The following is a 26,923-nucleotide window of genomic DNA, read 5'->3' as shown; positions in this document are numbered from 1 at the left end:
TGAACATGCAGCAGCCCCTTCGTTTTGTTCCCGTGGACGCCGAATTGGCCGACCCGCAGGATTATGTCGGGCAGGCGCGTGACACGCGCCGCGCCTCGCAGGCACCGTCGCGTGGCCTCGGCCTGACCATCCGCGGCCTGCGAAAATCCTTCGGCGACAACGAGGTGCTGCGCGGCATCGACCTGCACATCCCCGCCGGACAGTTCGTCGCCATTGTCGGCCGCAGCGGCTGCGGCAAGAGCACCCTGCTGCGATTGATCGCCGGACTCGACAAGCCCAGCGCCGGCAGTATCAGCTTCGGCGAAGAGGCGCGCGCCGAAGACATTCGCGTCATGTTCCAGGAGCCGCGGCTGCTGCCGTGGGCCCGCGTGCTGTCCAATGTGGAAGTCGGTCTTGGCCGCGACCGCACCTCGGCGGATGCGAAAGCGCGCGCCGAACGCGCGCTCGGTGAGGTCGGTCTTGCGGACAAGCGTGATCAGTGGCCGGCGGTGCTGTCCGGCGGCCAGAAGCAGCGCGTGGCCTTGGCGCGGGCGCTGGTCAGCCAGCCCAAGGTGCTGGCCTTCGACGAGCCGCTCGGCGCGCTGGACGCGCTGACGCGGATCTCGATGCAGCGGCTGCTCGGCCGGGTCTGGCACGATCAGGCATTTACGGCGATCCTCGTCACGCATGATGTTTCGGAAGCCGTGGCGCTGGCCGACCGCGTACTCGTGATCGAGGACGGTCGCATCGCTCATGATATCCATGTCGACGTGCCGCGACCACGGCAGCGCGGCTCGGCTGACCTCGCCGCCCTTGAAGGCGGCATCCTGCGCGACCTTCTCAAGGGCGACGATTCAACGGATTTGTGAGGACACCATGAACTGCGTCGTGCGCAACATCAAAACCGGCCGCGATATTTCCTCCGGCGAATTCCGTGGCGCCATGCGCGCGCTGGCCTGCGGCGTCAGCGTCATCACCGTGGGCCGCGGCAGCGACATCTCCGGTATGACGGTCACCTCGGTGTCGTCGCTGTCGGTGGAACCGCCGACCTTGATGGTCAGCGTCAACCGGCAGTCGTCGTCGTGGCCGCTGCTGCAGCGCTACGGCGCGTTCGGCGTCAACATCCTCACGGCGGAACAGCTCGACATTGCCGAACGCTTTTCCGGCAAGGACGGCCTGAAAGGCGCTGCCCGCTTCAACGGCGCGCAATGGGTGACGCGCGCCACCGGGGTGCCGCTGCTGGTCGGCGGCCTCGCCTCGATCGATTGCGAGGTCGAGGAAGTGATCGAGCGACATTCCCACGCCATTGTCATCGGCCGCGTCAGGGACGTGCTGACCTCGGTGCCGACCTCGGCGCTGACTTATTGGGACGGCCAGTATGTGGCCGTCGACCAGAACGAGGACGCGCTGCGGCTGGCTCAGGTCAGTCTGCCCAACTCGCGCGGGCTGCGGGAGATCTGATGGTCCTGTCATCCCGTGGCCGGTCGGCTTTCGCCGCTCACGCCCCGGAATGATGCACGTCATTTCGTCAGCAGCGCATAAGCCCCGTTCCAGTCATCCGGCGGCGGCGACTGCCTGTAAGCGTGAAGCCGCTTCTCATACAGGTTATACAGCAGCTCCAGCAGATGACCGACGTCGGACTTGCGGCCGCGCTCGATGGCGAACAGCGCGCCGTCCCAGTCGCGGCTGCGATAGCAGGCCAGCATCTCGATGGTCAGCTTGCGCAGCCGCTGGAAGCGTTCCGACTGCGCCATGTCCTCGCGGCCGGCGACGGCATAGATCACTTCCGGCTCCTTCTTGCCCTTCACCATGATGAAATCGAGCTCGAGGATCGCGAACCTGTCTTTCGCAGCCAGCGCCGTCTTTGAGCCGACGATGATGGGAAAGCCGTACTCCTTGGACTGGCCCTCCAGTCGCGAGGCGAGGTTGACGCTGTCGCCGAGCACGGAATAGTCGAACCGCAGGTCGGAGCCCATATTGCCGACCACGCAGGTGCCGGTGTTGAGGCCGATGCCGACCTGCATGGGGATATAGACGTGGCCGCCCTGCTGCGCCTCGATCTCGCGTTCGCGGTTGAGGGCGTCGATGCGCTCCAGCATGTCGAGGGCGGCGGCGCAGGAATTGATTTCGTGTTCGGCGTCGTCGAGCGGCGCGTTCCAGAACGCCATGATGGCGTCGCCCATGTACTTGTCGATGGTGCCCTTGCGGTCGAGGATGGCGTTGGTCAGCGGCGTCAGGAAGCGGTTCATCAGCGTCGTCAGGCCGTGCGGGTCGTGCTTGTAGGATTCCGAGATCGCGGTGAAGCCGCGCACGTCCGAGAACATGATGGTCATCTCGCGCTCCTCGCCGCCGAGCACCAGCTTCTCCGGCGATTGCGCGAGCTGCTCGACCAGCGCCGGCGAGAGATATTGGCTGAACGCCGAGCGGATGCGGCGGCGCTGGCGCTGTTCGCGGACGAAGTTGCTGAAGATCAGCGTCAGGTAGATCAGCGTGGTCGACAGCAGCGGATAGGTGAAGTCGAGCAGCAGACGGTGTTGCGAATAGAAATACCAGGACGTGCCGACCAGCAATGTGGCGATCAGGGCGCCGACCGCGATCAGGGTGACAGGGCCGAACATCGGCGCCAGCCAGATGACGAGAATGCCGAGCAGCAGCGCTGTGCACAACTCCGCGCCGATCGCGTAATTCGGCTGCGACAGCACCGTGCGGGTCAGCGCGCTTTCCAGCACTTGGGCGTGGATCTCGACGCCGGGCAGCACCGGATCGATCGGCGTGGTCTTGGTGTCGAGCAGCCCGACCGACGAAGTGCCGATCAGCACCAGCCTGCCGGCAATGCGCTCCGGCGGCACCGTGCCGTCCAGCACGTCGGCGGCGGAGACGTAGATGGCCGGGTCGCTTTTCGCGAAATGCACCCACAACTGCCCGTTGCGGTCGGTGGGGATTTCGAAGCCCTTGACCGCAATGCTCTTGATACCGGCGCGGTCGGACTTGATGAAGATGGTGTCGGTGCCGGTCGCCACCCGCAGCATCTCGAAGGTCAGGGACGGCATGGTGACGCCCTGCGCCTGCATCATCATGGGCACGCGGCGCACGATGCCGTCGCGCTCGTTGCGGATGCTGAACAGCCCGCGGCCGGAGGCGGCTTTTTCAAGCTCCGGCACGTTGCGCAGCAGTCCCGGAAAACTTACGAGAAACGGCTGCGGATCGCCGCCGAGCATCGCCAGCCCGGTCGCCGGCCGCGACGCGTCGAGTGCCGGACCCGCCATCGCCAGTCCGGATTCGCCGAGCACGACGCGTGAGCGCTGCACGGCGTCGGCGAACAGCCGGTCGTTGCTCGGCAATGCGCGGAGCATGGCGCGGGTGGCGTCGTCGAGCCCGGCAATGGCGTCGGCGGCAATGGCGGGATTGGTCCGGTCCGGCTCCGGAAACGCGATGTCGAAGGCGATGACTACGGCTTTCAGCCGGGTCAGGTTGGTGACGAGATCGGCGATGCGGGTGCGCGGCCAGGGAAACTGGCCGTATTTCCTGAGGCTCGCCTCGTCGATATCGACGATGACCACGGGCCGGGCGGTCTTCACGCGCGGGGCGATGAGCTGGTAGGTGTCGAAGGTGCGCAGCCGCAGCTCCTCGGTCACCGGGAGGTCGGCGATCCGCGCCAGCGCCAGAGCGATCAGCAGCGCGACGCACAGCGCGCGGGCAAAGCCGAACCGCCGCGCCAGCCGTCGCACCCGCCGGAACCTGATCATGGCGATGTCATGCCGGCTCGCGTCACTTTTCCCGGAACGCGCGCATCGGCTGGTCGCTCAGCGGCTTGACCAGATAGGCCAGCATGGTGCGGTCGCCGGTCTGCACGAAGGCTTCCACGGGCATGCCGGGAATCAGCCGGACGTCGCCGAGCCGCGCAATCTCCTCGGGCGGCATCGAAATGCGAATAGTGTAGTAGCTCTGTCCGGTGCGCTGGTCGGTGGTGACGTCCGGCGACACCCGCGTCACCACGCCGTTCAGCTCGGGCGTGGTGCGCTGGTTGAAGGCCGACAGACGCAGCAGCGTCTTCTGGCCGATCACCAGTTTGTCGATATCCTGCGGATTGACGCGGGCCTCCACCGAGAGGCTGTCGGTCTGCGGCACGATCAGCATGATGGCGTCGCCGGCGGTGATCACGCCGCCGACGGTGTGCACGGTGGATTGCAGCACCATGCCGTCCTGCGGCGCGCGGATGTCTATGCGCCGCAACTGGTCCTCGGCGGTGACCTTGCGCTCGACGAACTCGCCGATCTTGTCGTTGGTCTCGCGCAGGTCCTTGGAGACCTCGGACACCAGGTCCTTGTCGATCTGGATGATCTGCAACTCGGTCTCGGTGATCTTGCCGCGGGCCTGGGCCCGCGCCGCCATGAACTGGGCGCGCTCGCCGGCCAGCCTTGCCGCGTCGCGCTCCAGCACGGTCAGCCGCGAGATCTGCACCGGCTGCTGGTTGTACAGTCCGCGGACACCGATCAGTTCCTTTTCGACCAGCGCCATCTCGCTGGTCTTGGCGGCTTCCTGCGCGGTCAGGCCGCCGATTTCCTCGTTGAGCTGGGCGATGCGTTCGCGCAGCTGCGCCTTCTGGCCGATGCGTCCGGTGGAGCGGACGTTGAACAGCTTGGTCTCGCTGGCGATCACGTTCTTGACGTCGTCGTCGGCAATCTGTTCGAGCAGGACGGCAGGAAAGCTGATCCGCTCGGCGCCGCGCTGCTCGGCCTCAAGGCGGGCGGCGCGTGCCCACAGCCCGTTGAGGTTCTTGGTGACGATGGCGAGGCCGGCCTTGGTGACGGTGTCGTCGAGCCGCACCACGACGTCGCCGGCCTTGACCACGTCGCCGTCGCGGGCGCGCAGTTCGCCGACCACGCCGCCGGTGGGATGCTGCACCTTCTTGACGTTGGAATCGACCACCACCGCGCCCGGCGCGATCAGCGCCCCGGAGATCTGCGCGGTCGCGGCCCAGCCGCCGATGCCGCCGGCGAGGACGAGCACCACCACCAGCCCGATCACCAGATGCAGGCGGATGGAGCGATGCGATCGGGTTGGCGATCCGGTTGACTTGGCGGTCATGGCTTGCTGACCCCGCCGTCGGCGACGATCTTGATCGGCTGCGGCACCGGTCGTTGCAGCACCTGCGCCAGCACCGTGTCTTTCGGCCCGAAGGCCTGGACGCGGCCGTCCTTGAGCACCAGCAGCAGGTCGACGCCGTCGATGCCGATCGGCCGGTGCGCCACCACCACGACGATGGCGCCGCGGGCCCGGGCATTGCGGACCGCTCGGGTCAGGGCTTCGTCACCCTCGGTGTCGAGATTGGAATTCGGCTCGTCGAGCACGATCAGGAACGGGTCGCCATACAGCGCCCGCGCCAGCGCCACGCGCTGCGCCTGCCCGGCGGACAGCACGCTGCCCTGTTCACCGATCTGGGTGTCGTAGCCGTCGCGCATGCTGACGATCAGATCGTGCACGCCGGCCTGCCTGGCGGCGGCGATGATGCTGTCGGACGAGGCGTCGGGATCGAAACGGCAGATGTTCTGCGCCACCGATCCGGCGAACAGTTCGACATCCTGCGGCAGATAGCCGATGTGGCGGCCGAGGCTGTCGGAGGTCCACTGGTCCAGGGCGGCGGCGTCGAGCCGGACGCTGCCGCGCACCGGCTGCCAGACCCCGACCAGCGCCCGCAGCAGCGATGACTTGCCGGACCCGGAGGGACCGATGATGCCGAGGCCGTTGCCGGCCTGCAGGGCGAAGCTGGCGTCCTGCACCACCAGTTTCTGGTCGCCCGGCGGCATCACGGAAAGATTTTCCACCGACAGCCGCTGCGTCGGGCTTTGCAACTGCGTCACCGTGGAGCGTTCCGGCACGGCGGCGAGCAGGCCGTTGAGCCGGTGCCAGCTCTGCCGCGCCGCGACAAAGCCCTTCCAGTTGGCGATCGCCAGGTCCACAGGGGCCAGCGCACGGGCGCTCAGGATCGAGCCGGCGATGATGATGCCGGCGGTCGCCTCCTGATGGATCACCAGATAGGCGCCGACGCCGAGCACCGCCGATTGCAGCATCATGCGCAGCACCTTGGCCACCGCGCCCAGGCCGCCGGCGACGTCGCTGGTGCGCTGGTTGCCGGCGAGATAGTTCTGGTTCGACTCCTCCCAGCGGCGGGTTAGGCGGCCGGCCATGCCCATCGCCACCATCACTTCCGCATTGCGGCGGCCGGCGGCGGCGAGATCGCTGCGCCGCGCCGCCAGCGCATTGGCTTCACGGGCCGGAGCCCGGGTCATGGCTTCGGTGGCGATGGTCAACGCCACCAGGATGATCGCGCCGACCAGCGCGGTCAGGCCGAGCATCGGGTGGAAGGCGAAGCAGATCGCCAGATACAGCGGCAGCCAGGGCAGGTCGAACAGCGCGCTCGGTCCCATTCCGGAGAGAAATGCGCGGACATTGTCGAGGTCGCGCAGCGGCTGCAGGCCTTCGCTGCGGCCGCCGGCCATCAGCGGCAGGCGCACCACGGTCTGGAACACGCGGGCGCTCAAGGCCTCGTCGAGCGACGTGCCGACCCGGACCAGGACACGGCCGCGCAGCAGGTCGAGCACGCCCTGGGCGATGTACAGGCCGGCGGCGAGGACAATGAGGCCGACCAGGGTCGGCACGCTGCGGCTGGGCAGCACGCGGTCGTACACTTCCAGCATGAAGAACGAGCCGGTGAGATACAGAAGGTTGATCATGCAACTCATCAGCCCGACGCCAAGGAACGCGCCGCGGCAGGCGCGCAGTGCGTCGCCAAGCTCGGACTTCGGAGAGTGAGACAACCGTAGCTGGCCGCGCTGCATCGTCAAAACCCTTGGGAAACGGTCGGAGGACGGCCCCGAACCGGTTCCGCGATCCGTTCTGCGTCAGCCACTATGCCATCAGCGAAGCGTCTTGTGCAGGATATCAAGCCGCAACAGTTAATGTCGCGGGATGAGGGCCCGTGGTTCAGACCGGATGGGACTGAACGATGAAGTCGCTGGCATGCAGGCTCGTATAGGCCACGTTGTGCAGCAGGATGGTGTCGCCGGCATCCAGGGTGATCAATGTGTCGGCTCCGCTCGCCGCGACGTGGCTGGACATCCACCCGCAGACATCAGTCGTGTTGACGATGGCGGACAGATTGATGTGGTCCACATTCTTCTGAAAATCGTAGATCGTGTCGTGACCGGAATTGGCTGAAAATACGAAGGTGTCGGCGCCGCCAAGGCCGATGAGCAGGTCGTCGCCACCCAGCCCGTTGATGGTGTCCGCACCCTCGGTGCCGTACAGGGCGTTGCTGCCGATGGTGGCAACGTTGTTGGTGGTGATGTAGGTCACCGTCGCGTGGGCGCCTGCGGCGATGGTGCCGAAATCATAGGTGAGCGAGATCGCCCGGTCGCCCAGGGCGCCATTCGGATCGACCGGCGAAGCATAGGCCTGGGCCGCATATGGATCGGTATTTGTGAAGCCGTATGACGATGCGTGCCAGGCGCCGTTCAATCCGATCAGCGCGACCTCAGTCCCGGAGGAAGGGCCTTTGGCGGATACGATGGCCACGTCAGTCGAGTTGTGAATCACGTCGTTGAAGGTGTTGTAGGTGCCGGTCCCCTGCGGGTTCTGATCCTGATCGGGATCGAAGTTGCGCATGAAACGGACATTGTCGATCGTCGCGCCGCTGTTGTTGCAAATGTCGATGGTGGTGGTGAAGAAATTGGCGTCGGCCCCCAGCGTGATGGTCTGGGTCAGCGTGACGCCATGGCCGGCATCGAGGCTGGTGACGACCGAATTCGAGCCGTCTGTATTATGAACCTCTGAATGGGAAAGCGGCGTAAAGCCGTTGTCGTGCATCAGCGGCGATCCGTTGACGACGACCGGATTTGGGTCTCCCCCGATGTGATAGCCGAGCACGATGCGGTCTTCCGGCGTGCCAGGCGTGGTCACATTACCGGCGCCGGGGAGGACGAAACCGTTGGTCGCGCCGTGTCCAGACACATCGATGATGGTGCCTTCCGAAGAGGTCAGGTGATACACCGTGTCCGGCTGCCCCGGCGTGAAGTCGACGTGAGCCGAAAAAGGCGTGCTGACGGCGCTTCCGTCACTGACGATGACGCTGATGTCCGGCGCAAATCCGCTTCCGTCATGATGAAAGCGGATATGGCCGGCGGCGATGTCCGCCGACGTCACCGCTTGGCCAGATGCCAGCGTAACCCAGTTCGAGCCGACCAGGATTTCGAACGAGCCGTGCGTCGCTGTCGCGTAAAAGGTGAAGCTGGTGCTGTCGGGATCGACAATGCCGATGTCGGACAGTTGCACAACGACCGTGCCGCCATTGGTGACCGAAAGCGACGCCGCGGTGATCACCGGCGCATCGTTGACCCCGTCGATGGTGAAGGTCAGGGTCTCGTGGACGGTGTCCGGTCCCGAGCGGCTGTCGAAGCTGATGGTGAAAACCAGCTTCTGGCCTTCGCCAAGGAACCGGAACGCCGCCGGATCGTAGCTGACTGCGCCAGTCAGCGGATCGATGGTCACCAGCTTTGCCAGATCGAGGCCCGCTGGAACGTTGGCGGGGCTGACCGCGGAAACCACCTTTCCGGTGCCGGCCACATAGGGCACGGCAACGTCGTTGAATCCGCCGTCGCCGATGTCGGGATCTTTGATCGTGACCTGGTCGGCCAGCCTGAAGCCGGTCCTGCCCTCCGTCAGCGAGATCTCGAGCGGCGCAACCTCGATGGTCGGCGCGGTGTTGAAGCGCGTGACGATGACATTGATCGGCGGCGTCCCCGGCGTGTCACCGGGCAGATTAATGGGGATCGTCGTCGGGACGTTGACCGGAAGGTCCGGCGTCGGCGTGAATTTGATCGGATCGGGATTGGTGCTGCCGGGCGTCGGATTGGCTGGGGCCGATCCGTTGTTCGGGTTGGTGCTCTGCGGATTGGCGTTCGGCGTGTAACCCGGAAAATACAGCTTGAAGATCTCCGGAATGATCGCCAGCACTTCCGGCGACAGCGGCGCCGGCGCGGTCGATGGCGTGCCGTCGCCGGTGACGCTGGTGACCTGGCCGGCCTGGTTGACCGTGCCGATGATCACGTTCGGATCGGACTTGCTGTACAGCACGTAGGAGCCGGTCTTGCCGCCGGGCTCCACCAGCACCTGGAATTTGACCGGCGGGGCGCCGCCGGTCCCCGGCACGGTGAAATCGATTTCCACCAGCACGGCCGTGCCGCGGATGCCCATGGTCGCCACAGGCGTGTCGACCCTCATGTCGCCGTGCTTGGCGGTCTCGCCGGCAACGAAGGTAATGGTGCCCTGCACCAGGCTGAGCAGCGAGGAATTCGACGATCCGTTGGGATCGTAGACCATCTCGTTCAGCACCATGCGGGCGTTCGAGGACAACCCGAATACGGTGCCGTCGATGAAGGTGAGGCCGAGCGTGGAATCGCTGCCGGCCTGCACCACGTCGCCCTTGTTAACGTTGTCGCCCATGTTGAGCTGGATCGAGACGCCGTTGCGGATCGCGGTGGCGCTGCCGGTCAGCTTGGTGACGCGACCGATGACGGTGGCCGCGGCCGTGGCGCCGGCGAGCTGCGCGACCTGGACCTCGCCGGTCAGCGACTCCACCAGCGCGCCCGACAGCCGCGCGCCGTCCGGTGATGACAGCGCAGCGCGGACGTGTCCCTTGAAATAGTCGTTCACGACGTGGTCGTGGCCGTCCTTCGACAGCACCAGGTCGAGTCCCGCGCGCTTGTAGTCGCCGGCAAACAGCAGATGCGCGTCGGGAACGACAATGCTGGGCTGCGCGCCGTCAAGGCCGCCGCTATTCGCCGGCACTTCTGCCGACGCCCCCGAAAGCCCAACCGTATCAAAATGCGAAAAGTCGAATTTCCCGGCGAAGTTCAATGGTGACACCGCGCAAAGGTAAAGAAAGAGGAAAGACTTACCTGATGCATACCACCGGCGCGTGCAATGCGAAAGTGCACGCTTGCGCACCATTAGTTGCGGTTAATGCGGCTTGCGAGCCCGGCGGTGGTGGTGAGGTGTGGCGCCGGTTCCCGATTGCTAAACTTGTATTCAATTGCGCCATCCAGCTTTGAGCACGACGGCAAAGTCCGCCCCTGCGACCATGCCGCCTTAAGCCGGTTGAAAATCCCCCCGCCCATGATCGGCGCGAATGATCCGGTCACGTGCGGGCTGTCACCCCCGCCGATGCCCGGACAGGGGGCGTCAGATGTTGAGTTTCAAATGGGCGCCGTCATGGCGCGCCGGATTGCTGGCCTGCGGTCTGGCCCTGTGCGGTCCGGCCTTTGCGGTGGCCGATACAATGCATCCGGACGGGATCCAAGCTGCAGCACCGGCCGCCGGTCCGTTCGGACTTGCCTCCGCGCCGGTTGAGGGCGGCGAGTTGCGCGACAAATGGCTGGGCGCGGAGCGGGAAATCGAGGCCGAGCTGCTGGCCATCACCCTGTGCCAGGAGGATCGCGCGCGGTGCGGCTCGCCGGCCGCCCTGCGACTGCTCGGGATCGTCGATGAGGCCGTGGCGCATGATGGCCGGGCCCGGCTCGGCGAGGTCAACCGCGCCATCAACCTGGCGATCCGACCCGCCAGCGATCTTGCGCTGTATGGCGCCGTCGACGTGTGGCGTTCGCCGCTGGCGCTGCTGGCCGAAGGCGCCGGTGATTGCGAGGACTACGCCATCGCCAAGCTGGTGGCGCTGCGCGTGGCGGGCATCGCCGCCGACGATCTGCGCCTCGTGATTCTGCGCGACCTCGGGCGCCATGAGGACCACGCGGTCGCCGCCGTCAGGCTGGATGGCAACTGGCTGCTGCTCGACAACCGGCGCATGGCCATGGTCGAGGACAGCCATGTCAGGCAGATCCGGCCACTGTTCGTCATCGATCGCTCCGGCGTCCGGCAATACCTCGACACGCCGCTGCTTGCGGACAAGGTGCCGCCCGCTGCGTCATCCGCCGGCCTGATGAAGCTGGCACTGCTCGCCGGGTCGTCAGCGCCTGCCGGCCACCCGGGACTCTCGAGCTAGATCCATCTCCATAGATCGTGTCCCGGACGCAGTGCAATGCGCCTCCGTCAGGAGGCGTGGTGCACTGCAGATCCGGGACCGCCACAAACGATACCGCATGATACGGTCCCGGCTCTGCGGAGCGGCATACTTGATGGATCAGACTCTAGCAGTCTGCTGAAAAACTCAATTCCGCCGCAGTTCGATTCCGTTCCAGACTCTTTTAGATTCCGTTTTGTTCACGGTTTTGACGCCCGGCGCCGGAGTTTTTCAGCAGACTGCTAGGCCGCGCGGACCTGTCGCAGGAAGTCTGCCACCGCCGATTGCAGCATGCTGGCGTGTCCGTCGAGTTCGCGCGCCTCGGCTAGGACCTCGCCGGCAGCCCGACCGGTCGCCGAGGCGGCGGTGTTGACGCCGCCGATATGGCTGGCGATCTCGCTGGACCCGGCGGAAGCGGCCTGGATGTTTTGGGCGATCTCGCGGGTGGCGGAGCCTTGCTGCTCGACCGACGAGGAGATCGCCAGCGAAATGTCGCTCATCTTCTCGATGGTGGACGCAATGCTGGCGATCGCCGCAACGGCGTCACCGGTGGACGACTGCATGCTCGAGACCTGCGCGGAGATTTCCTCGGTGGCCTTGGCGGTCTGGGTCGCCAGCGCCTTGACCTCGGAGGCCACCACGGCGAAGCCGCGACCGGCCTCGCCGGCGCGCGCTGCCTCGATGGTGGCGTTCAGCGCCAGCAGGTTGGTCTGTTCGGCGATATTGTGAATGAGCTGCACCACCACGCCGATCTTTTCGGCGGCGCCGGACAGCAGTTGCACTGTGGAGTTGGTGCGGCCCGCTTCGCTCACCGCCTGCCGCGCGATTTCGGTGGACTGCGCCACCTGACGGGAGATTTCCTGCACCGAGGCCGCGAGTTCTTCCGCGGCGGCGGCCACGGTCTGCACATTGCCCAGTGCCTTGTCCGACGCGGCGCTCACGGTGGAGACGCGGTCGCTGGTCTCGCCGGCGGTGGCCGTCATGGACGTGGCCGTGGCCTGCATGCCGGCCGCGGAATTTGCCACCGACTTCACCACGCCGGTGACGCTGCGTTCGAAGCCGTCGGCCAGGCCGATCATGGCGGCGCGCCGTTCGGCGGCGACGCGCGTCTGCATGGCCGCTTCCTCCTGTTCGAGGCTGCGCATCCGGATGGCGCTGTCCTTGAACACCTGCACCGTTGCAGCCATGGCGCCGATCTCGTCGCGGCGGCCGGCCCCGGGGATGTCGGCTTCGATCTTGCCGGCAGCGAGGTTCTTCATGCGTGCACCGAGCAGGCCGAGCGGCCCGGTGATGCTGCGGGCGACGAACCAGGCGATCAGCCCGGCGACCGCGGCAATGCCGAACAGCGCCAGCGCCAGCGACCAGATGATCGGCTTCAGCTTCGCGTCGAGGTCGTCGATATAGGTGCCGGTGCCGGCAAACATGTTCCAGCCGGGAATCGCCACCGCATAGGACACCTTGCGGATCGGCTCCTTTTCGCCGGGCTTCATGTATTCGTAGTACAGCGTGACGTCGCCTTTGGCGGCGACGCCGTCGCGCAACTCGCGCGACAGCGCGCGGCCGTTGGTCTTGACGTCGAGCCGGTTGCTGCCGATGGCCTTCGGGTCGGGCGCGGCGATGGTGACGCCGTCCATGTCGTAGGCGAAGATATAGCCGCTGCCGTTGTCGTAGGTCATGGTGCGGGCGCGTCGGGAAAATTCCTTGATCGCGGCGTCCTTGGTCATTTCGCCGGCCTCGACCTGCTTCTGCAATCCGATCGCCAGGTTGCGCGCGGTGTCGACGATGGCGTGAATCTGGTCCATCCGCGCCGCAATCATCTCCTGGCTGACCAGGCGCGTTGCCTGAAAGCCGGCGGCGCACAGGCCGAGCAGGGTGACGCCGACGAGAATGCCGAGCTTGGCGGAGATCGGCAGGTTGTTGAGCAATTTCACAATGAAGACCCCGAAAAATGCGGCGGACTGGATGCCGGACCATCAATGGGGTGCAGACTACGCAGGTCGGAATTAGAACTTCCTTAAGCGTAATTCTTGGGCGGCACGACGGGAATTGACCGCGCCGCACCTGCTACCACTTACAGGTATTGGGTTATGTCGTGACGGTATGGACCCGCGCCGCCGCAGTTGCGGCAACGTCGCCGGCGTGCAGGTCGCGCGCCATCCGCCCGTGCGCGCACAGGAAGTCGCGCCCTTCCTGCGTCAGTCCGACCATCACCTCGCGGCCCGCATGATGTTCGCGCGTGGCATAGCCGCGGTCGACGCAGTCTTCCCACACCGTGAGGCGCGGACAAGACGTCCGCCAGGCGTCGAGCACATCGGCATAGGAACGCGGCTCGCGCGCGATCCATTCCAGGAGATCGAGGATCAGAGGATCGAGGTCCTTGCCCATCTGTTGCCTCCGGGGCGCCGGCCGGCTGTCGACCGTTGCGCTGCGTCGAAATTGTCCCGCCCCGCGATTCCCTGCAAGCGGGAAGCGCGGGGCGCTGTAACCTCGCCGGCAGGGACGGCGGTATTGCCGTGCGCTACGCTTTCGTCTGCTGCAGGTCCGGCGCGTTGACCAAGGGGATGGCGACGCGGCCGGGGCCGGTGTGCGACAGCGCCGCCGCGGCCTTGTCGTTCTCCATGATCTTGGCCATCACGGCCTGACCCGCACGCTCGAAAATGGCGCGGTTCTCGATCACGAAGGTCTGCGACCTGCGCAAGGCCGCGATATGCCCGTTGATCTCCGGCACCACGTAGCGCGCCACCATGTCCCAGCTGCGCCGCGTGTTTTCCGGGTTGGCCCAGTCGTGTACGAAGCCGATGATGGTGCCGACGCCTCCCGACACGGCCATCAGGTTCTTGATGGTCCTGACCAGATCGTCGGGGGTGCCGATGGTGGAGGCCGCACTCTCGCCGCCGGCGGTCTTCTCGATAGCGTCCTCCGGCGACGTGAACGGCTGCAGGCCCGGACGCTGCAGGGTCTTGACGTTGTATTCGTTGTGCCAGCGCATCAGGCCGGGGCCGGCCTCGCGTTCCGCCTGCTCACGCGTCTCGGCGATGTGCCAGCTCAGCAGCACGCGCCAGTTGGCGCGGTCCACCGTGGTGCCGTGCTTCTTCGCGGCGTCTTCCGCAAAACCCCATTGCGTCGGCAGCGCCATCAGTCCCTGCGTCGACATCGACCCCAGCGAGATGATGCCGATGCCGTATTTGCCGGCCAGCGTCATGCCCGAGGGCGAGATCTGCGACGCCACCACGAACGGCATCTCCTCCTGCAGCGGCAGGATCTGCAGCGCCGCATCGTTCATGGTGAACCAGTCGCTCTTCGCGGTGACGCGCTCGCCATTGAACAGCCGGCGAATGATCGCGATGGCTTCGTCCTGGCGGTCGCGCTGGGTCATGGGATCGATACCCAGCGTATGGGCGTCGGAGGCCAGTGCGCCCGGGCCGGAGCCGAAGATGGCACGGCCGCCGGTCATGTGGTCGAGCTGCACCATGCGCTGTGCCACATTGTAGGGGTGGTGATAGGGCAGCGACACCACGCCGGTGCCGAGCATGATGCGCTTGGTGCGCTCGCCGGCTGCGGCCAGAAACATCTCGGGCGAGGCGATCATCTCCCAGCCGGAGGAATGGTGCTCGCCGCACCAGAACTCGTCGTAGCCGAGTGCATCCGGCTGCTCCGCCAGATCGAGATCCCGGCGGAATTGCAGCATCGGATGTTCGCCGATCGGATGATGCGGAGCGAGAAAGGCTCCAAACTTGACGCGCGCCATACGGCATTTCCTCATTGTTGTTTTTTGCTTGCCGCGAGCCTAGGCCAGCCACCCCCGGCTTTCAATGCGTTCCCCGGCATGGCCGCGACGCGCTGCCGCAGAGCGACGTCTTGCGCCGCTGCCTGCGCCATCACCATCTCAAGGAGGCACCGCAGCGCCAATCCCGGCGCGATTTCGCGGGCAGGAGGACCGATGAGCTACTTCAAAACCGCGATGCTGCTCGCTGGCATGACCGCCCTGTTCATGGGCGTCGGCTATCTGATCGGCGGCGCGTCCGGCGCAACGCTGGCCCTGCTGGTTGCGGCCGGCATGAACCTGTTTGCCTACTGGAATTCCGATCGCATGGTGCTGTCGATGCACGGCGCGCAGCCGGTCGACGCACGCAATGCACCGGACCTGTTTCGGCTGGTGGCCGATCTCGCCGCCCGCGCCAACCTGCCGATGCCAAAAGTCTACATCATGGACAATCCGCAGCCCAACGCCTTTGCCACCGGCCGCAATCCCGAAAACGCCGCCGTGGCCGTCACCACCGGGCTGATGCAGCAGCCTGAGCCGCGAGGAACTGGCTGGCGTGATCGCGCACGAGCTGGCCCATGTGAAGCACCACGACACGCTGCTGATGACCGTCACCGCGACCATCGCCGGCGCGATCTCCATGGTGGCGCAGTTCGGCATGTTCTTCGGCGGCAACCGTAACAACGGCCCGGGCATCATCGGCCGGCTGGCGCTGATGATCCTGGCGCCGCTCGCCGCCATGCTGGTGCAGATGGCCATTAGCCGGACCCGCGAATACGCCGCCGACGACATGGGCGCGCGCATCTGCGGCAACCCGATGTGGCTGGCTTCGGCGCTGGCGAAGATCGACAATGCCGCGCATCGGATTCCCAACGAGGATGCGGAGCGCGCGCCGGCCACCGCGCATATGTTCATCATCAACCCGCTGTCGGGCCGCAGCATGGACAACCTGTTCACCACCCATCCGTCGACGCAGAACCGCATCGCAGCGCTGCAGCAGCTGGCGGGGCAGCTCGGCGGGCAGTCTGCGCGTGCCGCAACCGGTGCTGCGCCACGTGGCCCGTGGAACGGCGAGCCTCGTGCGAAGGGGCCGTGGGGCTAAGGGCCGAGTGCGCATCTCGCCCTTGTCGCGACTGGTAAAACCGGCATGGTGGCCTCCTTCCTGGAGGCGTATCGAGAATGCTGACACGGCTTCTGATCACCGGTTTTTTGTTGCTTGCCGGCGTGACGGCCGCGCAGGCCGACGCGACGATCCCGAACAAGGACATCGCCAACGCGCGCGATAATCCGCTGCTGAAGCGGTATGACGGTTCGTTCATCGTCAGCTATGAGCGCCTCGCCTTCACCGACTTCAAGGTGCCGCTGTCGAAGCTGGAAAAGGCCGGCGACACCCGCGACCGAATGAACAATCAGGTCTTCAAGCCCGCGAAAGAACTTGAGGTCGAGGGCGCCCGTACCCGGATCGCCTACATCCTGCCGGCCAACCGTTCGCCGCTGGAAGTGCTGCGCAACTACCAGGATGTCGTGAAGGCCGCGGGCGGCGAGGTGCTGTACCAGTGCAAGGGCGACGATTGCGGCGCCGATCCGACCCGCTCCAGCGCCGGCGGAGGCGGCGACATGAGCCTGCTGATGTATGCGGTCACCGAGGCGCAGCTCAAGGACGCGGCGTTCTCCAACGGCGCCTGCGCGTTGGCGGTTGAGATCGATGACCAGCGCTTCTTCGCCGCCAAAATTCCGCAAACGGGAGGTGAGGCTTACGTCACGGTGCAGACCTATCAGGTCAAGAATGACCTGTACTGCAAGGCGTTCAACGAACGCACCGTGGCGGTGGTTCATGTCGTCGAACCGAAACCGCGCGAGCAGAAGATGGTGGTGGTGAAGGCCGACGAGATGGCCAAGACGATCGGCTCGACCGGCCGCGTGGCGCTTTATGGCATCTTCTTCGATACCGGCAAGGCCGAGCTGAAGCCGGAATCGGCACCGACGCTGCAGGAGATTGCCGGCTTGCTGGCCTCCGATCCGAAGCTGGCGGTGCTGATCGTCGGCCATACCGACAATCAGGGCGCCTACGACTACAATCTTGACCTGTCGCGCCGCCGCGCCGAATCGGTGGTCGCCGCGCTCACCGCCAGTTTTCGCGCCGATGCCAAACGCCTGCGCGCAGCCGGCGTCGGCATGCTGGCGCCTGCGGCGTCCAACGATGCGGATGACGGCCGGGCGAAGAATCGGCGGGTCGAGGTGGTGAAGCTGAATTGATCTGACCAGCCTGCCGTCGCGGCGCACCAAGCGTCCGTCATTGCGAGGAGCCCTTGCGACGAAGCAATCCAGTCTTCCTTCCGCTGTGGCCTTCTGGATTGCCGCGTCGTTTCGCTCCTCGCAACGACGTGGAGAGGCCGTGGCGCTACCGGCTCATGCGATTCTCAGGCCCCCAATAGATGCCGTGGGGAAAGGCCCAGCCGGACCACAAATCCGCCAATGATGACCTCAGAGGTCATCGACGCCATGACCGCCAGATGCAATTCTGAAGGCAAGACCAGCATCGCGGGATTGCGTCATGGATCGGACGGTTGCCAACAAGACCGATACCGCCCGCCGCTGGTGGGTGCTGGCGATTGTGGTCGCCGCCCAGTTCATGTTCGGGGTCGATGCCTTCATCCTCAACGTGGCGATCCCGACCATCGCTTCCGAGCTGCGGGCGTCATCGGCCGAGGTCGAGGCGGTCATCGCCATCTATCTGATCGGCTATGCTACGCTGGTGGTGACCGGCGGCAGGCTCGGCGACATTCACGGCACCAAGTCGGTTTTCATTGAGGGCGTGCTCGGCTTCAGCGCGACGTCGCTATGGTGCGGACTGACCCGCTCCGGTCCGGAGCTGGTCGCCGCCCGGCTGGCGCAGGGCGCCGCCGCGGCGCTGATGGTGCCGCAGGTGCTGGCCACCATCCATGTGCTGTTCGCCGATGAAGCGCGCAGCCGCGCTTTCGCCATCTACGGCGTGGTGCTCGGGTTGGCCGGCGCTGCCGGCTTTATTCTTGGCGGCGTGCTGGTGACGTTGGACCTCGCCGGGCTTGGCTGGCGTGCCGTGTTCTTCGTCAACGTGCCCATGGGCGCGCTGATCGTTGTCGCCGCGGCGGTGCTGATGCCCACGGCGCCGCGCCGCGCCGGCACGCGGCTGGACATTCCCGGCGCGCTGGCTCTGTTCGTCGGGATGCTGTGTCTGATCGGGTCGCTGCTGTTCGGCCACGAACTCGGCTGGTCGCCTGTGGTCTGGCTGGCGATGGGGCTGGGCGTGGCGGTGATCGCCGGCTTCGTGCGGCTGGAGCGCCGCGTCGCTGCGACCGGCGGCATGCCGCTGGTCGATCTCGCATTGCTCGACGATGCCGCCTTCATCCGCGGGCTCGGCGCGGTTTTCGGTTTTTTCTTCGCCAATATCTCGTTCTATCTGGTGCTGACGCTGTTCATGCAGAACGCGCTGCACATCGCGCCGCTGGGTGCCGGGCTGGTCTACGTGCCATTGGCGGTGGCCTTCGTCATTGCCTCCCGCCACAGCGGCGTCCGTTCCCGGCATCGCGGCCGGCTGGTGCTGATCGAGGGCTGCGCGGTGCAGCTGATCGGGCTTGCTGCGCTTGCGACGTTGGTGACGGCGGTGTCCGTGCCGCGGCCGTGGCTGCTGGCCTTGCCGCTGGTGGTGTTTGGTTATGGCCAGGGCATGGTGATGGCGCCGCTCTCCGGCGCGGTGCTGTCGACCGTGCCGGCGCGCAGCGCGGGGGCCGGCGCCGGCGTCTATGGTACCACGGCGCAGATCGCCAATGCCGCCGGCGTGGCGGCGATCGGCGGACTGTACCTCGCCATCCAGACGGCAGGAGCGCCAAGGGGCGCGCTGCTTGCGTGCTTCGGCGCATGCGCTGCGTCGTTGACAATTTGTGTCTGGCTGCTGCTGCGCATGCGGCGCGCCGCGCCGGCATAGAACTTTAATCATCTTCATCTATCAACGGCGCCGCATTCTAGAAAAGAAGGCGGAGTCCTCCGGTCCTGATGTGGCTGTCGAGCCGGAGCCTCCTTCGATCTCGGGAACATGCGCGGGGCAGGTCGCATCAGGGCTTCTCACCCCGAAGACCATTCGCCCCGCGCGTCATCCCCTTGCGTCCGCAACTTGACAGGCCGGCGATCCCTGCCGATACCGTTTCACGGGGAAAAGCGATCGCCCCTCAGGCGGCGTCCGTCGCCCAAGTATCGCGTCCGCTTCCATGCAAGGACGCGCCATGTCATCGCCGCCGAACGCCCCTGACGTTGTTGTTTCAAAGTCTGCCAGCCATGGCGTCACCTTCGCGGAGGCATTCAAGGTCTGGCTGCGCATCGCGCTGTTGTCGTTCGGCGGGCCGGCGGGGCAGATCGCGGTGATGCACCGCATCCTGGTGGACGAGAAGCGCTGGGTCTCGGAGGGCCGATTCCTGCACGCGCTGAACTACTGCATGCTGCTGCCGGGGCCGGAGGCACAGCAACTCGCCACCTATATCGGCTGGCTGATGCATCGCACGGCCGGCGGCCTGATGGCCGGCGGATTGTTCATCCTGCCCGGCGCCATCTGCATCATGGCGCTGAGCTGGATTTACGCGGCATTCGGCAATGTCGGCATCGTCGCGGCGCTGTTCTTCGGGCTGAAGGCGGCGGTGCTGGCCATCGTGCTGCAGGCGGTGGTGCGGGTCGGCAGCCGCGCGCTGAAGAACAATACGATGCGCGCGCTGGCGGCAATCGCGTTTCTCGCCATCTTCTTTCTCGACGTGCCGTTTCCCGCCATCGTGTTCGGCGCCGGCCTGATCGGCTATCTCGGCGGCAAGGCGGGGCGCCCGGCGTTCAACGGCGGCAGCGGCCACGGTGCGGCCGGCAACGGCGATGGCGACAGCCTGCTCGGCGAAGAGATGCCGGCCCATGCGCGGCCAAGCATGCGTCAGTCGCTGCTGGCGGGGTCCATCTGGCTGCTGTTGTGGCTGACGCCGGTGGCGCTCCTGCTGCTGACGCTCGGCGCGGACAATGTGTTCAGCCAGATCGCGGTGTTCTTTTCCAAGATGGCCATGGTGACGTTCGGCGGCGCCTATGCGGTGCTGGCCTATGTGGCGCAGCAGGCGGTGGAGCACTACGCCTGGTTGAAGCCCGGCGAAATGCTCGATGGCCTCGGCATGGCCGAAACCACGCCGGGGCCTCTGATCATGGTGTTGCAGTTCGTCGGCTTCATGGCCGCCTTCCGCGCGCCCGGCACCCTGTCGCCGCTGCTGGCGGGCACGCTTGGCGGCCTGCTCGCCACCTGGGTGACCTTCACGCCGTGTTTCCTGTGGATCTTTCTCGGCGCGCCGTTTGTCGAAACGCTGCGCGGCAACAAGGCGCTGAGCGCGGCGCTGGCGGCGATCACCGCGGCGGTGGTTGGTATCATTCTCAATCTCGCCGTGTGGTTCGCCATCCACACCATGTTCCGCGAGGTCAGGCCGCTGCAGCTGTTCGGCGGCGTCGGCTTCGATGCGCCGGTGCCGGGCAGCGTCAATGGTTGGGCGGTGGCGCTCTCGGCGGCGGCGCTGCTGGCCGTGTTCCGCTTCAAGGTCGGCATGCTGCAGACGCTTGCCGCCTGTGCGGCGGTCGGCGCCCTGCTGCATGTGACGGGATTGATCTGACAGGGCAGGAGGAATGCCGCCCAACATTCCGTACCTGCATACCTGCGTCACGGATCGTTCATTGCGTCGGCATTTTATTTTGCAGTGCAGCAACTATATTCGCACAGCCCTGTTATAGACCAGCCCGACCCAGGAGCTGCCGTGTCCCTCGCAGATAATATCGAATTCCTCCGCCGCCTCCCGAAAATGCCCGGAATCAATGGCCTCGACGGCCTGGCGCGCGGTCTGCGGCCGGCCGGCGACAGCCCGATCAGTGAAGTCACGGGGTTTGGCAGTAATCCCGGCGATCTCAGGATGTTTGCCTATCTGCCTGATACTCTGGAGGCCCGGCCGCCGCTGGTCGTGGTGCTGCATGGCTGCACCCAGAAAGCGGCCGGCTACGATGTCGGGACCGGCTGGTCGGCGCTGGCCGAGCGCTATGGTTTCGCTCTGCTGATGCCCGAGCAGAAGTCGTCCAACAACGGCAATGGCTGCTTCAACTGGTTCAACGCCGAAGATACCACGCGCGACAGTGGCGAGGCCTTGTCGATCCGGCAGATGATCGGCCACGTGGTCGAGTCCCACGGTCTCGATAGCAAAAGAGTTTACATCACCGGCCTGTCGGCAGGCGGCGCGATGACGTCCGCGATGCTGGCGACCTATCCCGACGTGTTCGCCGCCGGCGCTATCATCGCCGGTCTGCCCTACGGCGTCGCCAACAGCATGCAGGATGCGCTCACCGCCATGTATCGCGCGCCCGCGCATCCGGCGCAGCAGCTCGGCGATCTCGTGCGCAATGCCTCCAGCCATGGCGCCCCGTGGCCGAAAATCTCGGTGTGGCACGGCAGCGCCGATCGCACCGTCAATCCGGCCAATGCCGGCGAGATCGTCAAGCAGTGGGTCAACGTCCACGGCCTGCCGGAGCAGCCGATGTCGGAAGCCGAGGTCGATGGCTATCCGCGTCAGGTGTGGTGGAACTCCGACGGCGAGAGCATCGTGGAATCCTTCACCATCACCCATATGGCTCACGGGACCCCGCTGGGGATCGGCAGCGACGAAGAGCGCTACGGCCTCGAAGGCGCGTTCCTGATCGAGGCTGGAATCTCCTCGTCGTGGCATATCGCGCAGTTCTTTGGCCTCACCGCCGGGTTGCCGAAGTCCGTGGTGGTGGCCGGCGCTGCCCAGACCGCCGCAGAAGTTCCGGTGGAGGCCGTCACCGCGTCGCCGCGCGCCACGGGCGATCGCCGCTTCAAGGCGCGCGAGCCGTCCGGCCGCCGCGTGCTTGATATCAACGCTGTCATCACCCGCGCTCTGACCGCTGCCGGACTGATGAAATAACGCAGGTGCGAATCCGCGATTTGCACCGGTCAGTGCAGGCGGTTAAGTTTTCCCGGCTAGTCTGACGCCGAGATTTCGCTCGTGATTGCGTAACAATGCTGGACATCAACAGGTCGGGTTCCGAAGACTTTCTCGCCGGTGGCGGCGAGATGGGCGCGTTGATGCGCGCCTACGACTGGGCGTCGAGCCCGATCGGCGTCCCGGAATTCTGGCCGCAAAGCTTGCGCACCGCGATCCGCATTGTGCTCAACACCAACCACCCGATGTTCGTCTGGTGGGGTCCGGAGCTGATCCAGTTCTATAACGACGCCTACCGCCAGACCATGGGTCCGGAGCGCCACCCCTCGGCGCTGGGCCAGCGCGGTCGCGACTGCTGGGCGGAGATCTGGCCGATCATCGGCCCGCAGATCGAACAGGTGATGTCGGGCGGCGGCGCCACCTGGCACGAGAACCAGTTGGTCCCGGTTACCCGTCACGGCAAGCTCGAGCAGGTCTACTGGACCTACAGCTACAGCCCGATCGATCAGGATGACGGCATCGGCGGCGTGCTGGTGGTGTGCCGCGACGTCACCGAACAGCATCTTGCCACCGTCGCGCTGCGCGAACGCGAGGCTGAGCTAGCGCGGGTGCAGCAGATCGGCCGCATCGGCGGACTCGAGGTCGACCTGCGCACCGGTTTCCGTAATCGTCGCTCGCCGGAATATCTGCTGGTGCATGGCCTGCCGCCGGATGCTGTCAACGAGACCCATGACGACTGGGTCAAGCGCATCCATCCCGACGACCGCGAAGCCACCGACCGCAAGTTTCGCGATGCCGTCGCATCGGGCGTGAGCGACTACACGGTGCAGTACCGGATCATCCGCCCGAGCGACGGCGAGGTGCGCTGGATCTCGGTGAAGTCCCTGATCGAGCGCGATGCCGACGGGCGTGCGATCCGGCTGGTTGGTGCCCATACCGACGTCACCGAGCAGATGCAGGCCGAGCAGGCGTTGCGGCAGAGCGAGGAACAGTCGCGCAAGCTTGCCGCCGAACTTGCCGAACTCAATGCGACGCTGGCGCAGCGCGTGCTCGAGAAAACCCGCGAGCGCGACCGCATCTGGGACGTGTCGCAGGATCTGCTGCTGGTGGCCGATCGCGACGGCACCTGGCGCAGCATCAACCCGGCATGGACCCGCACGCTGGGCTGGCAGGAAGACGAATTGCTGAACCGCACCTCGGAATGGCTCGACCATCCCGACGACCAGGACACCTCGCGATCCGAAGTCCAGCGCAAGCTGTCGTCGGGCCAGCCGACCGTGCGCTTCGAGCACCGGTTTCGCCACAAGGATGGCTCCTACCGATGGCTGTCCTGGACGGCCGTGGTTGACGGCGACAAGATCTACGCCGTGGCCCGCGACATCACTTCCGAGAAGGCCGCGAGCGAGCGCCTCAAGGCGGCCGAGGAGGCGTTGCGCCAGTCGCAGAAGATGGAAGCCGTCGGCCAGCTCACCGGCGGCATCGCCCACGACTTCAACAATCTGCTGACCGGCATCGTCGGTTCGCTGGATCTGATGCAGACCCGCCTCAAGCAGGGCCGCACCGAGAATGTCGAGCGCTATATCGAAGCCGCGATGACCTCGGCCAATCGCGCGGCTGCGCTGACCCATCGCCTGCTGGCCTTCGCACGGCGCCAGCCACTGATACCGAAAACGGTCGACGCCAACGCGCTGGTGGTGTCGCTGGAAGATCTGCTGCGCCGGACCATCGGCGAGGTGCTCGATCTCGACATCGTCACAGCGAAGGATCTCTGGCTGACCTTGTGCGATCCGAACCAGCCGGAAAACGCGCTGCTCAACCTCGCCATCAATGCCCGCGACGCCATGCCCGACGGCGGCAGGCTCACCATTGCCACCGTCAATATCGTCGTTGCCGCCCTCAACGCCGCCAATCCGGCGCTGCTGCCCGGCGACTACATCTGCATATCCGTGACCGACACCGGGGCCGGCATGAGCGCCGAAGTCGTGGCCCGCGCCTTCGACCCGTTCTTCACCACCAAGCCGATAGGGCAGGGCACCGGGCTCGGCCTGTCGATGATCTACGGTTTTGCGCGGCAGTCCAACGGCCACGTCAGCATCGACAGTGCGCCCGGTCGTGGCACCACGGTGAAACTCTATCTGCCGCGCCATCACGGCGAGGCCACCGTGTATCCCGCCGCCTCTGTCGGTGCCGATATCCATGCCGCCGCCGGCGAAACCGTGCTGGTGGTCGAGGACGAGCCGGTGGTGCGCGGCGTCATCGTCGAGATGCTGCACGAGCAGGGCTATCGTGTGTTCGAGGCGGTTGACGGTCCGTCCGGGCTGCGGGTTCTGCGCGACGAGGCGCGGATCGACCTGTTGATCACCGATGTCGGCCTGCCCGGCATGAACGGCCGCCAGCTCGCGGATCAGGCGCGCGAGACCCGGCCGCGGCTGAAGATCCTGTTCATCACCGGCTACGCCGAAAGCGTCGCCATCGCCGACGGCTTCCTGCAGCCCGGCATGGAGATGATTACCAAGCCGTTCGACCTCGACAACCTGTCGCAACGGATTCGCGACATGGTCGCGAAATAGCAACGAGTCCTGCGGCACGTGCCGCGGCCAGACTCCGGCCCGCTCACTTGAAATGCAGCGCGGTCATTTCCCGCTTGCAGGGCAACGAGTGGCTCGAACAGGCCTTCATCGGTCACGTCAAGTTCCCCTGGAACCTATCGCAGCGCGGGCACTTGTCCTGCGCAATTCGAACGGTCACCCGATCGCTTCAAAGGAGAACATCATGATTCGTCGCATTCTCGGAACCGCTGCCATTGTCGCCACTTTGGCAGTTCCCGCAATCGCTCAGGCCCAGGGCGTCCCCGGCGGCATTGAGCGCGGCGCCCGGGATGGCGAGCGCGCAGCCGGGCCGGTGGGCGCCATCGTCGGCGGAACCATCGGCGGCGTTGTCGGCGGCGTGGCCGGCGTGCTCGGTGTCGACCAGCGTCCCCGGTTCCGCTCCTACGTCGTGGAACAGCACCGCCCGTCCTATCAGTATCGTGACGAAGTCCGTGTCGGCGCGGTACTGCCCGGCGATGGCGTGACGTATTACGACGTGCCGCAGGAATACGGCGCCTCGAATTACCGTTACACTGTGGTCAACGGTCGCACCGTGCTGGTCGAGCCCGGTACCCGTCGCATTGTCGAAATCGTCGAATAACAGCGACATATTCTTCGTCAAATGATCAGGCCGCCTTCGGGCGGCCTGATTTGTTTGCGACCTGACAAACGGTGCCGCTCTGGTCAGGAAGCACAATCTGGCGCACAGCTCGTTGTGCGAATCATTGTGTTGTCGGCGGCTCTCGGCCCCGAATTCAGGAGTGACGTGGCAGCCTCAAATCGCGAACCCGCAGCCTCCGCCGTCGCTTTCGAAATTCCGTCACAGATTGCTGCGCAATCGGACGTCACCCATCCACGCATTGCATTGCCAGAAGGCGTCCGGCCTTGGCGCGTCGACTGGGTCAACACGGTCACCATCGCCAGTTTTCACGCGCTGGCGCTGCTCGCGCTGCTGCCGACGTTTTTCAATTGGACCGCGGTGATCGTCGCGATCGTCGCCGCGCGGCTGTCCGGGTTGCTCGGCATCAATATCGGCTATCACCGGCTGCTGACGCATCGCGGTTTCAAATGCCCGAAATGGCTCGAGCATACGTTGGTGGTCATCGCGATCTGCTGTGCCGAGGATACGCCGGCGCGCTGGGTGGCGGTGCATCGCCGCCATCACGAGAAATCCGACGAACAGCCCGACCCGCACAGTCCGCTCGCCGGATTCCTGTGGGGCCATATCGGCTGGCTGCTGGTGAAGAACCCGGACCTGTCTCGTCTCGGCATTTACGATCGCTACGCCAAGGACATTCTGCGCGATCCGTTCTACGTCGCGCTGGAGCGTAATTTCTGGCAGCTCAAGATCGTGCTGATCCAGATCAACCTGTTTTTCCTCGTTGGCCTCGCCATCGCGCTGATGCAGGATCAGGCGTGGGCCGATGCCTTGCCGTTCGCGCTGAGCTTCGTGGTGTGGGGCGTGTTCGTACGTACCGTATTCGTCTGGCACCAGACATGGGCGGTGAATTCACTGACCCACATGTGGGGCTATCGCAGCTATGCCACGGACGAGGACAGCCGCAACAACTGGTTCGTCGGCCTGCTCGCCCACGGCGAGGGCTGGCACAACAATCACCATGCCGATCAGCGCTCGGCCCGCCACGGCCATCGCTGGTGGGAGATCGATACCACCTACCTCACCATCCGGCTGTTGGCGAAGCTCGGACTCGCCTGGGACATCGTCACACCGCGGCCGCTGAAGCAGTAGAAGCCGCTCCCTCTCCCCGCCTGGGAAGCTTTGCTTCGCAAGGCGGGGAGAGGGAACAGTCAGTCCGATCGGACAGTACTAGAATCGCCCCCTGCCGCGCACCAGGCGCACCACCAGCAGCAGGATGACAGCGCCGATCGCCGAATAGATGATTTCCGAGATCAGTCCGGTGCCGAGGCGGATGCCCAGCTTGGGAAACAGCAGGCTGGCGACCAGCGCGCCGAGGATGCCGACCAGGATGTCGCCGAGAATGCCGAAGCCGGTGCCGCGCACGATCTGGCCGGCGAGCCAGCCGGCGACAAGGCCCACCAGTAGAATGACCAGAATACTTTCGTTCGACATGTGCATAGCAGTCCCCCTGATGGCGCGAAGATCGCGCGTGGGGCAAGTCGCGAGGGAACAATCCGTTGCGCGGGCAGCGGGACATTTTGCGGCTTCGCCGCCGCCGCGCGGCGTCTGCCCAATTACCAAGCGACATTACGACACAATGGAACCAGACGGCGCGGAGCGCGTTGTGGCCTCATGACGAAGCCCGATATCTGGTATGTGGCCTTTGGCCCCGACAAGTCCGTGAAGTCCGATGACCGCGGCAATGGCACCGTGCGTTCGACCAAGACCTTCAAGTCCGAGATCGACGCCAAGCTGTTCGCCAAGCAGATCCTGGCCAAGGGGTGGACCGCCAGTGCGGGCACCCTGAACCCGTATCAGCCGAAGCAGACCATCGCCTCGTCCAATATCGAGAAATGGTGCGACCCCAGCTACGTCGAATGATCCATC

19 protein-coding genes and 2 pseudogenes are annotated in these 26,923 nt (G+C 65.6%); 12 read left to right on the top strand and 9 right to left on the bottom strand.

Features of this window, described 5'->3' with window-relative positions:
- Positions 1–5 precede the first annotated feature (5 nt).
- The gene (locus ACUXVA_RS05015; RefSeq protein WP_265081260.1) at positions 6–848 is read left to right on the top strand and encodes an ATP-binding cassette domain-containing protein; all 843 of its coding nucleotides are present in this window, start codon (positions 6–8) and stop codon (positions 846–848) included.
- 7 nt (positions 849–855) lie between these two features.
- The gene (locus ACUXVA_RS05010; RefSeq protein WP_265081261.1) at positions 856–1,440 is read left to right on the top strand and encodes a flavin reductase family protein; all 585 of its coding nucleotides are present in this window, start codon (positions 856–858) and stop codon (positions 1,438–1,440) included.
- A gap of 59 nt (positions 1,441–1,499) precedes the next feature.
- On the opposite strand, the gene ACUXVA_RS05005 is transcribed toward ACUXVA_RS05010, so the two are convergent.
- The 5 genes and pseudogenes from ACUXVA_RS05005 to ACUXVA_RS04985 form a co-directional block, all read right to left on the bottom strand.
- Positions 1,500–3,725 carry a CHASE2 domain-containing protein gene (locus ACUXVA_RS05005; protein ID WP_265081262.1) on the bottom strand — a complete coding sequence of 742 codons (2,226 nt, stop codon included), beginning with the start codon at positions 3,723–3,725 and terminating at the stop codon, positions 1,500–1,502.
- Positions 3,726–3,747: 22 nt separating this feature from the next.
- The gene (locus ACUXVA_RS05000; RefSeq protein WP_445491106.1) at positions 3,748–5,067 is read right to left on the bottom strand and encodes an HlyD family type I secretion periplasmic adaptor subunit; all 1,320 of its coding nucleotides are present in this window, start codon (positions 5,065–5,067) and stop codon (positions 3,748–3,750) included.
- Entirely contained in the window at positions 5,064–6,818 is a 1,755-nt protein-coding gene (locus ACUXVA_RS04995) for a type I secretion system permease/ATPase (protein WP_265081264.1), read from the bottom strand. Before ACUXVA_RS04995 ends, ACUXVA_RS05000 begins: the two co-directional genes overlap by 4 nt.
- Positions 6,819–6,963: 145 nt before the next feature.
- The gene (locus tag ACUXVA_RS04990; protein ID WP_445493243.1) at positions 6,964–8,640 is read right to left on the bottom strand and encodes a cadherin-like domain-containing protein; all 1,677 of its coding nucleotides are present in this window, start codon (positions 8,638–8,640) and stop codon (positions 6,964–6,966) included.
- Between the two features lie 294 nt (positions 8,641–8,934).
- Positions 8,935–9,894: pseudogene (locus ACUXVA_RS04985) on the bottom strand (FecR family protein); the annotation flags it as partial.
- A 328-nt stretch (positions 9,895–10,222) separates the two neighbouring features.
- Between ACUXVA_RS04985 and ACUXVA_RS04980 the strand changes: the two are divergent.
- A complete protein-coding gene (locus ACUXVA_RS04980) occupies positions 10,223–11,032 on the top strand; it encodes a transglutaminase-like cysteine peptidase (protein WP_265081267.1) in 810 nt (269 codons plus the stop codon).
- 260 nt (positions 11,033–11,292) lie between these two features.
- Here the strand turns inward: ACUXVA_RS04980 and ACUXVA_RS04975 are convergent, their stop codons facing one another.
- The 3 genes from ACUXVA_RS04975 to ACUXVA_RS04965 all read right to left on the bottom strand — a co-directional run bounded on the left by ACUXVA_RS04975 (position 11,293) and on the right by ACUXVA_RS04965 (position 14,798).
- Positions 11,293–12,981, bottom strand: coding sequence for a methyl-accepting chemotaxis protein (locus tag ACUXVA_RS04975; RefSeq protein WP_265081268.1), 1,689 nt, complete (start codon positions 12,979–12,981; stop codon positions 11,293–11,295).
- Between the two features lie 154 nt (positions 12,982–13,135).
- Entirely contained in the window at positions 13,136–13,435 is a 300-nt protein-coding gene (locus ACUXVA_RS04970) for a hypothetical protein (RefSeq protein WP_320109686.1), read from the bottom strand.
- A gap of 133 nt (positions 13,436–13,568) precedes the next feature.
- The gene (locus ACUXVA_RS04965) at positions 13,569–14,798 is read right to left on the bottom strand and encodes an LLM class flavin-dependent oxidoreductase (RefSeq protein ID WP_445491102.1); all 1,230 of its coding nucleotides are present in this window, start codon (positions 14,796–14,798) and stop codon (positions 13,569–13,571) included.
- A 192-nt stretch (positions 14,799–14,990) separates the two neighbouring features.
- On the opposite strand from ACUXVA_RS04965, the pseudogene htpX reads away from it, so the two are divergent.
- From htpX to ACUXVA_RS04925, 8 genes and pseudogenes are all read left to right on the top strand, one after another.
- Positions 14,991–15,915 (top strand): annotated as a pseudogene (gene htpX / locus ACUXVA_RS04960) (zinc metalloprotease HtpX).
- Between the two features lie 77 nt (positions 15,916–15,992).
- On the top strand, positions 15,993–17,069 hold the full coding sequence (locus tag ACUXVA_RS04955) for an OmpA family protein (RefSeq protein WP_265081271.1): 1,077 nt from the start codon (positions 15,993–15,995) through the stop codon (positions 17,067–17,069).
- Between the two features lie 298 nt (positions 17,070–17,367).
- Positions 17,368–18,777: an MFS transporter gene (locus ACUXVA_RS04950; RefSeq protein ID WP_445491100.1), complete on the top strand. Its 1,410-nt coding sequence runs from the start codon at positions 17,368–17,370 to the stop codon at positions 18,775–18,777.
- Positions 18,778–19,072: 295 nt separating this feature from the next.
- A complete protein-coding gene (gene chrA, locus ACUXVA_RS04945; RefSeq protein WP_265081272.1) occupies positions 19,073–20,473 on the top strand; it encodes a chromate efflux transporter in 1,401 nt (466 codons plus the stop codon).
- A 141-nt stretch (positions 20,474–20,614) separates the two neighbouring features.
- Positions 20,615–21,790: an extracellular catalytic domain type 1 short-chain-length polyhydroxyalkanoate depolymerase gene (locus ACUXVA_RS04940; protein WP_445491097.1), complete on the top strand. Its 1,176-nt coding sequence runs from the start codon at positions 20,615–20,617 to the stop codon at positions 21,788–21,790.
- A gap of 95 nt (positions 21,791–21,885) precedes the next feature.
- A complete protein-coding gene (locus ACUXVA_RS04935) occupies positions 21,886–24,378 on the top strand; it encodes a PAS domain-containing protein (RefSeq protein ID WP_445491095.1) in 2,493 nt (830 codons plus the stop codon).
- Between the two features lie 202 nt (positions 24,379–24,580).
- Complete coding sequence (locus ACUXVA_RS04930) at positions 24,581–24,997, top strand: DUF1236 domain-containing protein (RefSeq protein ID WP_265081275.1); 417 nt, start codon at positions 24,581–24,583, stop codon at positions 24,995–24,997.
- Between the two features lie 165 nt (positions 24,998–25,162).
- Positions 25,163–26,146: an acyl-CoA desaturase gene (locus ACUXVA_RS04925; protein ID WP_445491093.1), complete on the top strand. Its 984-nt coding sequence runs from the start codon at positions 25,163–25,165 to the stop codon at positions 26,144–26,146.
- A gap of 78 nt (positions 26,147–26,224) precedes the next feature.
- Here the strand turns inward: ACUXVA_RS04925 and ACUXVA_RS04920 are convergent, their stop codons facing one another.
- Positions 26,225–26,494 (bottom strand): GlsB/YeaQ/YmgE family stress response membrane protein, encoded by a 270-nt coding sequence (locus ACUXVA_RS04920; RefSeq protein WP_265081277.1) that lies wholly within the window; start codon positions 26,492–26,494, stop codon positions 26,225–26,227.
- Positions 26,495–26,668: 174 nt separating this feature from the next.
- Between ACUXVA_RS04920 and ACUXVA_RS04915 the strand changes: the two genes are divergently transcribed.
- Complete coding sequence (locus ACUXVA_RS04915) at positions 26,669–26,917, top strand: hypothetical protein (RefSeq protein WP_265081278.1); 249 nt, start codon at positions 26,669–26,671, stop codon at positions 26,915–26,917.
- The last annotated feature ends 6 nt before the right edge of the window (positions 26,918–26,923 follow it).

It is taken from the genome of Rhodopseudomonas sp. RCAM05734 (genome assembly GCF_052658035.1).
Note: the sequence above shows the minus strand (reverse complement) of the source record. Positions and strands in the feature narration are given on the sequence as shown.

Bases quoted from the DNA above. Each gene is read 5' to 3' on its own strand.
- ACUXVA_RS04920 (WP_265081277.1), bottom strand. From the start codon at position 26,494: ATGCACATGTCGAACGAAAGTATTCTGGTCATTCTACTGGTGGGCCTT.
- ACUXVA_RS04955 (WP_265081271.1), top strand. From the start codon at position 15,993: ATGCTGACACGGCTTCTGATCACCGGTTTTTTGTTGCTTGCCGGCGTG.
- chrA (WP_265081272.1), top strand. From the start codon at position 19,073: ATGTCATCGCCGCCGAACGCCCCTGACGTTGTTGTTTCAAAGTCTGCC.
- ACUXVA_RS04995 (WP_265081264.1), bottom strand. From the start codon at position 6,818: ATGCAGCGCGGCCAGCTACGGTTGTCTCACTCTCCGAAGTCCGAGCTT.
- ACUXVA_RS04965 (WP_445491102.1), bottom strand. From the start codon at position 14,798: ATGGCGCGCGTCAAGTTTGGAGCCTTTCTCGCTCCGCATCATCCGATC.
- ACUXVA_RS04980 (WP_265081267.1), top strand. From the start codon at position 10,223: ATGTTGAGTTTCAAATGGGCGCCGTCATGGCGCGCCGGATTGCTGGCC.
- ACUXVA_RS04950 (WP_445491100.1), top strand. From the start codon at position 17,368: ATGGATCGGACGGTTGCCAACAAGACCGATACCGCCCGCCGCTGGTGG.
- ACUXVA_RS04970 (WP_320109686.1), bottom strand. From the start codon at position 13,435: ATGGGCAAGGACCTCGATCCTCTGATCCTCGATCTCCTGGAATGGATC.
- ACUXVA_RS05010 (WP_265081261.1), top strand. From the start codon at position 856: ATGAACTGCGTCGTGCGCAACATCAAAACCGGCCGCGATATTTCCTCC.
- ACUXVA_RS04935 (WP_445491095.1), top strand. From the start codon at position 21,886: ATGCTGGACATCAACAGGTCGGGTTCCGAAGACTTTCTCGCCGGTGGC.
- ACUXVA_RS04915 (WP_265081278.1), top strand. From the start codon at position 26,669: ATGACGAAGCCCGATATCTGGTATGTGGCCTTTGGCCCCGACAAGTCC.
- ACUXVA_RS05015 (WP_265081260.1), top strand. From the start codon at position 6: ATGCAGCAGCCCCTTCGTTTTGTTCCCGTGGACGCCGAATTGGCCGAC.
- ACUXVA_RS05005 (WP_265081262.1), bottom strand. From the start codon at position 3,725: ATGATCAGGTTCCGGCGGGTGCGACGGCTGGCGCGGCGGTTCGGCTTT.
- ACUXVA_RS05000 (WP_445491106.1), bottom strand. From the start codon at position 5,067: ATGACCGCCAAGTCAACCGGATCGCCAACCCGATCGCATCGCTCCATC.
- ACUXVA_RS04930 (WP_265081275.1), top strand. From the start codon at position 24,581: ATGATTCGTCGCATTCTCGGAACCGCTGCCATTGTCGCCACTTTGGCA.